The sequence below is a fragment of the Vibrio sp. 1167 genome (assembly GCF_033340375.1).
Lineage (GTDB): Bacteria > Pseudomonadota > Gammaproteobacteria > Enterobacterales > Vibrionaceae > Vibrio > Vibrio alginolyticus.
Genome location: NZ_JAWOWK010000007.1, coordinates 183507 through 196499, shown reverse-complemented (window position 1 = coordinate 196499; position 12993 = coordinate 183507). Strand labels below are relative to the sequence as shown.

Sequence of the window (12993 nt, the reverse complement as noted above, 5' to 3'; positions counted from 1 at the left end):
CAACAAAGAGCAATTAATGGACCATGTTAAAATTTATATGTATTTCAATAAATTAAAAAAGACCATTAACATGAATCCGAAGTGTAACGAGTGAATTCCACCCAAGAAAAAGATATAAATGGGTGGGAAGTGACCCATTTATGAAGAACAGCTTATCTCCATTTTCTTCCCCCATTCCGGCGGCAATTTCGCATAATCATCAAACTCGGGTTGCTCATCAAATGGGCGTTTTAACAGTCCGGCCAATCGGTGTAATTCGCTAAAGTCCCCTTCTTCCGCTTTATCAATCGCCAACTGAGCCAAGTAGTTACGCAAGATGTATTTGGGATTGGCTTGACGCATCTGTTTGCAACGCTGTTCGGTTGAAATCTGGCCCCCTAGTTTATCAACCTCTAGCTCACACCGAGCTAAGTACAGATCAAGCCAAGCTCGCGCAGCTTCTCGGTCGAGAAATAAATCGATTACGGCTTGGGAAGGCGCATTATCAAGGTTTGAAAGTGTTCTGAAGAAGCGAGTGTAGTCCGTTTTGTTCTGGTGAAGAAGCTCAAACATAGCTTCAAACAAACGCCCGTCTTCCGCTATCTTAGTTTTTAAGCCCAACTTCTCACGCATGAGGCGGCTGAACTGCTGGCTTAAATGAACTTCAAATTGACTCAACGACGATTCTAAATCTTCTCGTTCAACGAGTGGCGATAGCGCATGCGCCAATGCTGACAAGTTCCAAAGCGCAATTCTAGGCTGTTGATCAAATGCGTAACGACCCTGGTAGTCTGAATGATTACAAATGTATCCCGGCTCATAATCATCAAGAAAGCCAAACGGACCATAATCAAAAGTTTGCCCAAGAATTGACATGTTATCGGTATTCATCACACCATGCGCAAAACCAAAAGCTTGCCAATATGCGATCATCTCGGCTGTTTTAGTCACGATGGCGTCAAACATCGCGGCATATGGTTTCTCCGCCGATGCACAATCAGCAAAGTGCCACTCAATCACCTTATCCGCCAACAGCTTCTGCTCTGCTAACTGGTTGGTGTAAAAGAAATGCTCAAAGTGACCAAATCGAACATGGGTTTCAGCCATTCGAAGTAACAAAGCGCCCGATTCCGTTTTTTCTCGATAAACAGGTGTATCACTGACCATCATACCGAGAGCACGTGTCGTCGGAACCCCAAGGCCCGCCATGGCTTCACTGCACAGGTACTCACGGATAGTTGAGCGTAATACCGCTCGCCCATCTCCCATTCGCGAGTAAGGCGTTAGCCCTGCACCTTTGAGGTGAAGATCAAACCAAGTACCATTCTGATGCTCAATTTCTGCCAACAGTAATCCACGTCCATCGCCCAAATCTGGGTTGTAAACGCCAAACTGATGGCCTGCATATTTCATCGCAAGAGGACGAAATTGTTCGAATTCACTTAGCCCGGAAAAAACCGCCAATAACTCATCGTTTTGCTCTTCTGGTAAACCAAACTGCTGTGCAAACTCACCATTCCAAGCGACCCAGCGAGTGTTGTCCAAGGGTTGTGGCTCGACCAACGTATAGAACGCTGACGGTAATTGACTAAAGCGATGGGTGAAATTGACCCGTTGCCAAATGGACATGTAGGGTTCCTTAATAAAAAGAAGTACTGTTGTGAGTATACGTGTGAATGTCCCTGTCATTCAGCCATGAAATGGGCATGGGTATTTTGCGTGAATAACGCGAAGGCGGCAGGAAGGTATCAACCTGCCGCAGACCGTCTCCTAAACGGAGGTAGCATGTAAAAACGATCAAAGGGTTAAGCGGAAAATTCTTCACCCGTTTTTGGTGGCTGTGATGGCGTATCAAAACGAGCGCGTTCGATATCCACTACCGTTTTATAGCTCAACGATAACAATGCCAGCTGGTACGCGCCAAAAATACCATAGGCCACACCGACGAGGCTCAACATAAAGAGATTCGTAAAGTGGCTAAAGATCAGCTGACTGAGCAAGCCCGCACCCAATGGAATTAGTCCCATCAAAATGAATACTTGTTTGTTGTATGCTCTGCTCTGGTTCCACGAACGACGCAAACTGCGCGGCTGATGATCCATTGCTGTCGCTGGCAACACAAATGACCATCGCGCCATTACCCAATAGCCAGGAATGCTTGCAATCGTTGTGATAATAGCCATAGCAACAAAGTCGGCTTCACCACTTTCTGCAATGTAGATAAACGACAACACAAAGATCGGGATACCAATAACGAGCATCATCATCAGTCCAAACAGTATCCACCAGCCTATGAAACGGAATTCTCGAGCTGACAAACGAAATACATCCAACGCAGAGTGCATGTAATCGCCGGCTAAATAAATTCGATGCACACGCACAGCCGCCATAGCGGCAACAAGTGGGTACAAAATAATTGTGACGAAATAAAATCCTGCGACATTGCCTTCTTGAACGTTCGCTTGATCTTGCCCCGTCATTTCAGGATACATAAAAGCAAAAATTGAGTGCACGATAATCAACGGAATACAAGCAATAACAATTGCGAGTAGATTCCTTCTGACCATCACTGCCGCTTCTCGGCATATTTCCGAAACAGAAAAGCCCTCGGTAGACATATAACATCCTTAGTTCATAAAAATCGGCCCCTAGGGTAACCGCAGAGTAGAAAAATCGCTTTAAAAATAATGAGAAACACATCTCATAAGACAATGAGAACGAAACCAAAATAGATCAGATAAAAAATAAGCCACTCAATGTGAGTGGCTTATACCGCAATTCAATACCGTTTTAGACGCGACGTCGCCAGCCTAATGTTGCAAGTAACATCAAAGCCCAATAAGAAACACTGCCGCTACCTTCAGAGTTCTTGAATGTCGTTGTCTTCAAAGAAGCAACAACCGTCACGATAACTTCCCCCGTAGCAGTGGCACCATGACCGTCTGAAACCGTATATTGCAGCTTGATGCCGTCAGTAGGGCTATCCGGTGCTTGAAAACGGATTTTGCCATTCTCTACACTCGCACTTCCCACACCCGTTACGTTCTGTACGCTTTCTACAACCAGTTTATCGCCGTTCACATCCGAATCATTGCTCGCTGCATCAATCAGAATACTTTCACCAACGGCAACGGTCGCCGTATCTGCAAGCGTAAGTGGCGCTGCGTTTTTCATGGTTAAATCGACGGTAGCACTGGACGTTTCATTACTAGGATCAGTCACGGTTAAACGGAATGTCAGAACCTCACCCGCTTTTGCACCTTGAGGCACCGTAAAGCTTGTGCTAACACTGGTTGCATTGCCAAGAGAAACTGAAGTGCCAGCCAACTGCTCCCATTTATAACTCAACACATCACCATCAGCATCCGTACTATTTAACGCAGACAACGTGACTCGCTGCCCAACCGTCATGTCTTTATTATCAACATCAATCACGGCCACTGGCGCTTCGTTGCTGCCAAGCACTTCCACCTGCACATTCACGATTGAAGATGAGTACGCACCATCAACCGACAACAAACGATATTGGAAAGTGTCCAGACCAACGAAGTTAGCTTCAGGTTGGTACTGGTTGCCAGAGATGGTGCCGTGCTCAGGCTTCTGCACAATGTCCACATTGAACTGATACCCTACCGCCATGAAATCATTGTCCATCAGGTTCAGTTTGATTGGCGTATTTTTATTGGTTTGTAACAAATCAGATTTCGCTTCAACCAAGTTGCTCGCATCCACATTTAATAATGCTGCAAACGGAATATAAGAGAACCCGGCTTTTTCTAGACCAAACGTGCCAATCTCACTGTAATCACCAGTCCACATTACAGGTAGGGAGGCTTTTTCAGTTTTTAGCAAGCGGCCGAAGTCAAAGTTTGCATCAAATTGACCGCCTTCCAATTCAACGACCAATAAGTGCTGACCCGCACTCAATTGGCTTGATTGGGGGAATAAAATTCGAGATGACTTTTGGAAGTTACCTTGCTGTAAAAGCTCAGCGTTGTTTTGATTCAATATTAATCGATAGCCAATGTTTCCAGAAAATGGGAATCGCCAAACTCGATAAGTCATGTCACTTTGAGCGCTATCTCTTTGCGCATAAAGTTGAAGGCCATCAAGCTCTGTATCACTATTCAAGTCCAGTGACACCGCCAGAGTGTTACTCCCACTCGCGTACACATAACCTTGATGAAGAGAGTTCAGCCATGCTGATTTATTTGGTTCGTTTGTATGCTCAAGAGAAAAGCTACCGCCGTTGGTGTTGCTGGCAATGTTGGAAATACGAACCCCAGTATCAAACCCTGTGATCGCTCTCAGACCCGGGGTCGATGTATCTGAAATGACATCGCCACCATTAGGGTACAAATCGTCAGCGTCACTCCTACCATCATTTTCTAACTCATTCAGACCATCAGCCTGCATGATTTGAACCTGCATCGCGCCAACATCATTAAAGCGGTTCTGGACATTGACCGACGTCGCCAGGATACCTTCAGCCGCCAATGCTCGGTCGTAACCGCTAAAGGTGCGATTTTCCAAGTAAACACGTGGACCAAACTCTTTCAAGTACGGGTCGAGATACACCAGCTTGACATCGTCGTTGTTCACAGAAATAGGCGCTGGACTTTCATGAGTTACCGTTGGTACAACAAAACCAGCAGCGTGTTTGCTCCATGCACTCATGTTAACCGGAGTGTCACCAGCGTATGAATCTCCCGGTTTCTGCGCCCATGAACCGCCACCCATCACGCCCCAAGAGCCAATCGAGGCATCACTGTTCCTTGCGTACAAATCCGGTAAGCCAAGCATTAAGTGGCCAAGCTCGTGTACGATCACGCCCAACGTCGCTTGATGATCAACTTGATAGTCAGCGAACACACAATAGTCTGTGATCTTTTTACCATCTAGTGTGACATCATCGTGAGAGAATTTGTGCGGCCAAATCGCAGGACGGTTGAGAACCCCTGTTGAACGATCTCCCCCCGCAAAAATAAACATGACAGAGAGTTCTGACGGTTCTACGGTACCATTTTGATTGCTGTCGTAGGCCGAAAGATTAAAGTATGGATCCAGTTTTTGATAAGCCTCGGTGAAAACCGCATTCAACTTGGCGGTGCATGTCTTATCAGTAGAACTAGAGTGACAGTTAGGGTGGCTTTGTGCCACAGTCACATCTATCACACCGTCATTGGCGGTGCCGTAACTCTCAAGTGCAGGAACAACTTTGAATTTACCTTGAGAGTTTTTATCAAAGTAATCCACAACGCTTTGACCATTGGTATTAAATACGCGTTGCTCAAAATCATGCACCATTGCTTGGTCATCAAACGAAACTTGCACAACCAATAGGGGCTGCTGCTTCACCGTTGAACTGCTCATCGCCTGGTAACCTTGCGCCGAACGCAGTAGGTTTTTTCGTGCCATCGGCTCAATGGTTTTTAGAGAAGATAATTGCGGTTTAACTTGTAAATCCGGGCGAAACCTCGCCGACTCAGGTGGCTCACTCGACTGCGTTTTCACCACACCTGTCGAGGTCAATATTGGCGTGTCTGACTCGCGCTGAATCTGCGCGAAAAACCAAACGCCGTCTTCCTGAAGTAAGGCATTGCCCTGCTTATCTTCAAACCAGTGGAAATCTGCCGTTCCACGTAGAATTGCCTCACTGGAGCTACCATCGCTCAACGCAATAGTATGCCAAATCGGTGATGGCGGAGTAGTTGCCATGCTCTTCCCTGCAAGAAGCGCAGTTAGCATAGCCATGGCGAGTGTGTTGAATTTCAAAGTACGACTCCATCTTTTCGATTCGTTCATTCATACCAAGCACAACAAACACAAAGTAACCCTATGTGCATAGAGTAAGACTGAGTGACTATTGACGAAGGCTGGTATCAATTCGCTCAGATAACACGACGTAGTTTGGTGTCACACTACAAAAGCGTCGGATTCCAAAACGCTGTTATGAGCGTAGCTTCTGAGAATATAAATTGAGTGAATGAATAGTATCGAAACGAAAGGAAGAAGAAATGAACTTCTACGAATTTGTAGGTAAAACTGGGCAACATTCCACATATTCTATAAATGTACGAGCACTGCTATTAATCAATGCTCGTAATGGTCGCGCGGCCATTGTTTAACGCTATATTAACCTGTAAGAACGGCGTCTTCTGGGTATTTGACCAAGGTAGGTTCAGGACGTGCCAACATGTAGGCAAGCGTGAGCGGCCCAATACGACCAATGATCATCACCACGATCATAATGTATTTACCAGGTTCAGAAAGTTCCGCAGTCAAACCGGCGGTGAGCCCCACTGTGGCAAATGCGGAAATGGTTTCAAACATAACTTTATCAAAGCTGGCCTTCTCGGTAAGCATCAATAAAAACATTGCGCTTGTCAGGATGGCTCCGCTCACAACGATAATTGCCAATGACTTAGTCACAGTTTGCCAATTTATGGTTCGCTTAAACATAACCACATGTTTCTTTTGGCGTAAAAAGGTCCACGTAGCCATAAACGCAACAGCAAATGTGGAAACTTTAATACCGCCCCCCGTTGAGGTGGAACCCGCTCCAATTAACATTAGAACAATCATGACCAGTAAGGCCGGCTGGGTAAACAACGCCAAGTCAACACTATTAAACCCTGCCGTTCGCGCACTCGCAGATTGAAAGAATGCCGCCAACCATTGCCCTGTTGCAGGTAAAGACGCCATTGTGTTTGGGTTGCTTCGCTCAAGTAACCAAAACATCATCGTTCCGACTAAGAGCAATATCGGTGTCGCAATCAGCATGATTTTGGTGTGAAGATGCAAAAAGTGGAAACCTTTGCGCCAGTTTAGCCAGATGTCACCCACAACAGTAAAACCAAGCCCGCCAAAAATGAATAGCCCCGCCAGTGTAAAGATAACCAACGGATCATTCACAAAGCTCATCATACTGTCAGAAAACAGCGCGAACCCAGCGTTGTTAAATGCAGAAATTGCATGAAACAAGGCGTAAAACATACCAGTCTGCCAGCCCATTTCAGGGACCCAGCGGATAGAGAGAAAAATAAACCCGACCGTTTCTGCAACAAGCGCGAAAACAACAATCCGCTTTACTAGTCGGTTTAGATTGACTTGCCGATCTTGCCCTAATGCTTCTTTCGCCAGCGCTTGTTGACGCAAACTCAAACGCACGCCGAACATATAGAGTAAGACCGCCGACAACGTCATCTGCCCCAAACCACCGATTTGCATTAAAAACATCAGCAAGATTTTACCCGCAAGCGTAAAGTGTTGCCCAGTATCGACAACACCAAGCCCTGTCACACTAATAGCGGACGTTGCAGTAAACAAAGCATCCGTTATCGACAGGCCCGTAACAGAAAAAACTGGCAAGGTTAGCAATACCGCAGAAGGCAGTAAAACACCGAGAAAACTGAGCAATATAATTCGCGGTTCGTTGCCTTTCGCTTTCTCTTGTTTACCATCTGGTGCGTAAAAAACACCTTTCTGATGAAAATACGTCATAGCGATTTTAATTTATTTGCGAGCGCATCTTGAGGGCCGACCACAATAATTAGGTCACCAATTTCTAGTGTGGTATTAAGGTCAGGTGCCTTGGTAATTTCTGGGCCCCGTTTAAACCCTAGCACTTGCACGCCATCGACTTTGCACAGAGCCAAATCACTTAGTGTCTTACCCATCCAACGAGAGCCAATCACAAACTCCGTCATAGCTAAGCCACTGCCTAATGGGTGGAACTCAAGAACCCGTTTATCGAGCATTTTACGCGCGACACGTATCCCCATGTCACGCTCAGGCATGATAATGTGGTCTGCGCCAATTTTTTGCAGAACACGAGCTTGGAAGCGATCGTTGGCTTTAACCCATACTGACTTTACTCCCGCCTCTTTAGCAATCAATGTCGCAAGAATACTGGCATTGACATCCGCTCCGATGGCAATCATCACCATGTCGTAATCATCAAGTTTGAGCTCAGCAACCGTCTCTTCGTGAGTACAGTTAGCCACAACCGCCTGACTAACAAAACTGGCGGCTTCTTTAACTCTGTCTTCGTTGATGTCAACGGCTAAAACTTGAGCGCCTGAATCTTGTAACTCTTTACACACTGCCAAACCAAATCGGCCAAGACCAATAACGGCGAATTGCTTATCACCTGTTTTCATTTGTGCCCCATCTTATGCATTCATTAGCAAGCAAAAAAGTTTGCGCCCATTCCTTACCTTGTGCAAACCTGCGGACAGATAATTGACAAAAGCTTAACGCACCTTGATTCACTTTACGTGTTAAGCGTATGACACTGATTAACTTTTTTCCTCATTACCGAATAGAAACCGTCGCGATGGCTACATAATTGGATGCCTTAAAACGCAAAAAGCCGCAAGAATGCGGCTTTTAGATCATGGGATAAACTGGCTATTTTGATTCGCGCTTATCGTGCGGTTTACGTTTATTCTTAGGCACGTAATTTAAAATTGAAACTGGTACTGGCTTTCTTGGCGCAAAACCTTCAATTTCCACTCGCTCTAGCAAGTGCCCTAAACGACTTTCAATCATGCAGAGGTTCTTAAAGTCGTCTTTTGAAACCAGTGATATCGCCTCACCTTTCGCGCCAGCACGACCTGTACGACCAATACGATGTACATACTCATCCGCTGGGTAAGGTAAATCGTAGTTGATGACAACTGGCAGATTATCAATATCAATACCGCGCGCAGCAACGCCGGTTGCGACTAAGTACTGGATTTCACCCGCTTTAAACTTTTCTATTAATTCCTGGCGAACACGCTGATTACGGCCACTGTGGAATGCTTCTGCCACAATGCCACGTTTCTCAAGTTGGCTTACCAGTTTGGCTGCGCCGTGTTTAGTTTCAATAAATACCAGTACTTGCGACCAGTCATTTTCTTTAAGCAAGTGACTTAACAGCGACGACTTCATATCTTTATCGACGGTCGTGATCCACTGTTTAATATTTGATTTTGAGGCACTGTGCTTTGCAATCGTGATCTCTTCAGGATCAATAATCGCATTTTTCGCCAAGTCACGAACAGGGTTAGATAACGTCGCTGAGAACAGCAAACTTTGCACATGTTCTGGCATACAGTCGACGATTTTGTCGATCGCATCGATGAATCCCATATCCAACATTTTGTCGGCTTCATCAAGCACTAGCATTTCCACTTCATCAAAGTGAATCGCGCGTTGACCGTACAGATCAATCAAGCGCCCAGGCGTGCTTACCACAATATCGACACCCTCGATCAAGGCTTGTTTTTGTGGTGCATAATCCACACCACCAAACATCGCCATTGAGCGTAATGGTAAGTTTTTACCATAAGCTTCAATACTTTGATGAACCTGAAGCGCAAGTTCGCGTGTTGGCGTTAGGATAATCGCCCGAGCGCGTTTTTTACGTTGCGTTTCGCCTCGACTAAGCTTTTCTAAGATTGGCAGAACAAAACTGGCCGTTTTACCTGTGCCCGTTTGCGCTGCTGCAATTAAATTGCGGCCACGCAATACGATTGGAATGGCTTTTTGTTGGATAGAAGTGGGTTTTTCATAACCTAGCGCTTTTACTGCATCAGCAATCGATGCGCTTAAACCAAGCTTAGAAAATGGCATAGAAAGGTCTCAACAGAGGAAATGGGCGCGTAGTGTATCAGAATCCCCGTGAAGTAACAGAAGGATTCATGCGCGAAAAACTAGGAACATGACACAATCTTAGCCCATGAAATTGGGCTGCAAACCTTTTTCTAATTTTTTCCTCACTTTGTAGGAAACATCATTAAGCGTGATTTTCCCCGTGTTGTGGCGATCGATACCTGCATTCTGTCGATAGGCAATTGAGCCTTGTCTGAACAAAACGAAAGACGGCGGTTTGCCAATCGCAGCAGGGTAGAGAATGGCCATGTAAGCATCTTCTAAGCTATTAATTTTATTTCGATAGGGCCAATAGTACGCTTTCACATAGTCAAGTTGTTCAAGCGCGCTCATTCTCGCAAGAGTCTTTGTGTTCACTCCAAATGATTCTGCGGTAGAGGGCATAAATTGAATTAACCCTGTAGCCCCGCTTCCGGAACCATTTTTGATGCTTGGACTGAAAGTTTCAGCAGTTTCAAATGCCATTCACGCCATAAGATGATTAGGATTGATCTTTAGCTCTTTACTAATACGGATGACTTTAGATTTGAACTCTGGAGAAACTTTACCTCCCCACGCGACCGCGTTCTCGGGATCTGCAATCGAAGAGACCGTTGATGCGTCATGTTCTTCGACAATTTTAGAAAGTAGAGGAAGCGTTTGGCGTAGTCGATGGCTCGAACTCACCAAGCGAATTGATTTGGTAAGAAACTTGTCTTTTTTTTGATGTAGTTTTTGGAACTTTACTAACTTATACAGTTGCTTATAAACCGTTTTCACAACGAAGCCGGATGTAGGGAACACTCCCAGAATGTAATCCATTTCCCACAAATTTAATATAAATATCAGCAACAGGAATTCTAGATGTGATCAATGTCACCATAAAAATTCTCAAATTCGATACACACCGATGTAAGTGGTCAATGTGTCTCCAACACGCTAGAAGTAAAAGTAAAGAGGCATTAAAAAGGTCTTACCAATTTTTTGGTAAGACCTGGGCTTACTGATTCTCGGATAAGCGAATGTATATTCTTACAGTTCAGCTTCCCGAACCAGTTCTGCAAGCGTCGACAAACGCTGCTCACTTTGTTTTACGTAAGGATTATTCGTATCCCAAGCATATCCAGCCAAAATCGCACTAATCATCTGTTTAATACGTGGGTTCGGGTTTTGATAGAAAATCACATCTTGCAACGTGCCGTTGTACCAGCCTTCCACATAAGTGCGGAATGTGTTCACTCCCACCATTAAGCGTTGCGAGTACTCTTCTTGCCAATCAACCTTTTCACCATTCAGGTGACGAACCACGCAGTCCGCTGCAAACTCTGCCGATTTCATGGCGATAGTGACACCCGATGAAAATACAGGATCAAGAAACTCACCAGCATTACCAAGCAACGCGTAGTGCTCTGTCGCTAAACGTTTGACGTTAGCAGAATAGCCACCCAACTCGCCTGCTGGATTCGGGTAATTCGCGTTTCGCAATAAAGCAGCCAAACCCGGCTCTTCATTGGCTAACTGCTGCAACGCTGCAATCTTATCTTCTGGGTATTGTTCGAAAAATTCTGGCTCACCCACCACACCAAACGAACAGGTACCATTAGAGAATGGGATTAGCCAGTACCATACGTCGTGATTTTCAGGATGAACTGAAATTAAAATTTTGTTGCGATCGTATTCCGGCTCTTGGGGAGAGATATGATCTTCGATATGGGTAAAGATCGCTTTTCTAGGCGGAAGACAAGAAGGTTCTTCTAGCTCCAACAAGCGTGGCAAAACACGCCCAAAGCCACTTGCATCCAGCACAAAATCTGCTTCGATTTGATAAGCCTTCTTATTTGAGTCGAGCACTTCTAATCGAGACTTTTTCCCTTCAAACACTAGGTTGAGCAGCTCATGCTGATAACGAATCTCTACGCCTTGCTCTTCAGCGCTATCTGCCAATACTTTATCAAAGTTGGCACGTTGAACCTGAAACGTCGTGCCCGGTCCTGGTGTGTATTTGTTTGTAAAGTCGAACTGGGTGTATACGCCATTACGACGAAATGCAGCACCATCTTTATACTGGAAACCAAACTGCTTTACTGCATGAGTCATTCCTGCTTGTTCAACAACTTCCATACATGCAGGGAGTAGGCTTTCTCCTATGGAAAAACGTGGAAAAGTCGCTTTTTCTAAGACAACAACATCTATGCCACGCGATTTTAATAAGGCAGAAACGGTTGAACCTGATGGCCCCGCTCCTACGACAACAACTTGCTTGAGCTCTGTTTTCATTCTGAATTTAGTTTGCTTGTAGTTTTAATAAGGTATGACCAAGGCCAATATTGTCGGTTCTTTCAACGACAGATAAACCTGCCGCTTCGACAATTTCTAAGAAATCATCACTGCGATAAAAGCGACTATTACCGTTAGCTAAACAGGTAAAATAAAGAGAAGTGGCATTAAGGCTATAGGAAGCTCCCGCGTATTTTTGAGCATCCCAAAACAGCTCCAATACGTAAATAGTATCTCCCTTCGTTAACTGGGCTTTAACTTTTTTAAGGATATTGAGGATCTCAATTGGGGAAAAGCAATCCAAGAACTGGCTCATCCACCATACGTCAGCATGCTCAGGCAATGTTTGTGCTTTATCAAGCATGTTTGCAGGGTATGGACGTACACGCTCGACGAACTGGTTTTCTGAAACATTCTTCATCGCTACTTCTAATTGCTGCGGTAAATCAACAATCGTCACTTGAACGTCAGGGTCATGTTTACAACACTGAATCGCCCATTTTCCCGTATTTCCGCCAATATCCACAAGATGCTTTGGCTTCCTTGCAAATACCTCTTTAAGCAGAAGTGGGAACGAGCGATCCGAATAGAAATGATCGAACTTAAACCAGCTCTGTTTGGCTTGTTCTGGTAACGTCGATAGACCTTGATAAATGGTCTCCCAATTGCCCAACTCTTTCAAACCTGACGGTTTACCTTCTTGAATTGCTTCCGTCAAATGCATCATCGCGGCGTAACAAACATCTGCCGTAAAATCCATGTTTGCATTCGTCATACCATCATGAAGAAGGTAAAAACCAAGGTTTGCAAGCGAATAGTTAGGTCGTTCCCATAAAACAATATGCGCACTAATCGCCATATCCAACAGTACTTTAACACCATATTCTGATACTCCCGTTTTCTCGGCAATATCTGTGGCACTCATGCCTTGTGCGCCAGCGCTGTCTAAAGCGGCTAAAATACCTAAATCTCGAAGCGTTTTGGCGGTCTGGAACACGATTGGTGCAAAAGATAACTTCTGAGCTTCTGTCTTCGCTTCAAAAGCATTAAAAGGGTCATTATTTTGATTTAACACGGAAAAACCTAACTGCAATTAAT

The 12993-nt window shown here is 45.0% G+C and carries 8 protein-coding genes and 1 pseudogene; all 9 read right to left on the bottom strand.

The genetic code is table 11. The features are described 5' to 3' along the window. Nucleotides 1-138: 138 nt before the first annotated feature. Complete coding sequence (locus R7Z78_RS16650; RefSeq protein WP_104975969.1) at nt 139-1608, bottom strand: protein adenylyltransferase SelO; 1470 nt, start codon at nt 1606-1608, stop codon at nt 139-141. 176 nt (nt 1609-1784) lie between these two features. Next, nucleotides 1785-2597, bottom strand: coding sequence for a sugar transporter (locus R7Z78_RS16645; protein WP_104975968.1), 813 nt, complete (start codon nt 2595-2597; stop codon nt 1785-1787). Between the two features lie 172 nt (nt 2598-2769). Then, on the bottom strand, nt 2770-5754 hold the full coding sequence (locus R7Z78_RS16640; RefSeq protein WP_169644154.1) for a M6 family metalloprotease domain-containing protein: 2985 nt from the start codon (nt 5752-5754) through the stop codon (nt 2770-2772). A gap of 360 nt (nt 5755-6114) precedes the next feature. Beyond that, on the bottom strand, nt 6115-7482 hold the full coding sequence (locus R7Z78_RS16635; RefSeq protein WP_025766961.1) for a TrkH family potassium uptake protein: 1368 nt from the start codon (nt 7480-7482) through the stop codon (nt 6115-6117). Further along, the gene (locus R7Z78_RS16630) at nt 7479-8141 is read right to left on the bottom strand and encodes a potassium channel family protein (RefSeq protein WP_005388291.1); all 663 of its coding nucleotides are present in this window, start codon (nt 8139-8141) and stop codon (nt 7479-7481) included. The genes R7Z78_RS16635 and R7Z78_RS16630 overlap by 4 nt, the downstream gene beginning before the upstream one ends. A 250-nt stretch (nt 8142-8391) precedes the next feature. Next, nucleotides 8392-9600 (bottom strand): DEAD/DEAH box helicase, encoded by a 1209-nt coding sequence (locus R7Z78_RS16625; protein ID WP_053303272.1) that lies wholly within the window; start codon nt 9598-9600, stop codon nt 8392-8394. Between the two features lie 99 nt (nt 9601-9699). Further along, nucleotides 9700-10440, bottom strand: a pseudogene (locus R7Z78_RS16620) (transglycosylase SLT domain-containing protein). 210 nt (nt 10441-10650) lie between these two features. Further along, the gene (locus R7Z78_RS16615) at nt 10651-11895 is read right to left on the bottom strand and encodes an NAD(P)/FAD-dependent oxidoreductase (RefSeq protein WP_017634790.1); all 1245 of its coding nucleotides are present in this window, start codon (nt 11893-11895) and stop codon (nt 10651-10653) included. Between the two features lie 7 nt (nt 11896-11902). Then, a complete protein-coding gene (locus tag R7Z78_RS16610) occupies nt 11903-12970 on the bottom strand; it encodes a class I SAM-dependent methyltransferase (RefSeq protein ID WP_017634791.1) in 1068 nt (355 codons plus the stop codon). Between the last annotated feature and the right edge of the window lie 23 nt (nt 12971-12993).

Excerpts from the sequence above, each read along its gene's own strand:
- R7Z78_RS16650 (WP_104975969.1), bottom strand. The coding sequence starts at position 1,608 with ATGTCCATTTGGCAACGGGTCAATTTCACCCATCGCTTTAGTCAATTA.
- R7Z78_RS16645 (WP_104975968.1), bottom strand. The coding sequence starts at position 2,597 with ATGTCTACCGAGGGCTTTTCTGTTTCGGAAATATGCCGAGAAGCGGCA.
- R7Z78_RS16635 (WP_025766961.1), bottom strand. The coding sequence starts at position 7,482 with ATGACGTATTTTCATCAGAAAGGTGTTTTTTACGCACCAGATGGTAAA.
- R7Z78_RS16630 (WP_005388291.1), bottom strand. The coding sequence starts at position 8,141 with ATGAAAACAGGTGATAAGCAATTCGCCGTTATTGGTCTTGGCCGATTT.
- R7Z78_RS16625 (WP_053303272.1), bottom strand. The coding sequence starts at position 9,600 with ATGCCATTTTCTAAGCTTGGTTTAAGCGCATCGATTGCTGATGCAGTA.
- R7Z78_RS16615 (WP_017634790.1), bottom strand. The coding sequence starts at position 11,895 with ATGAAAACAGAGCTCAAGCAAGTTGTTGTCGTAGGAGCGGGGCCATCA.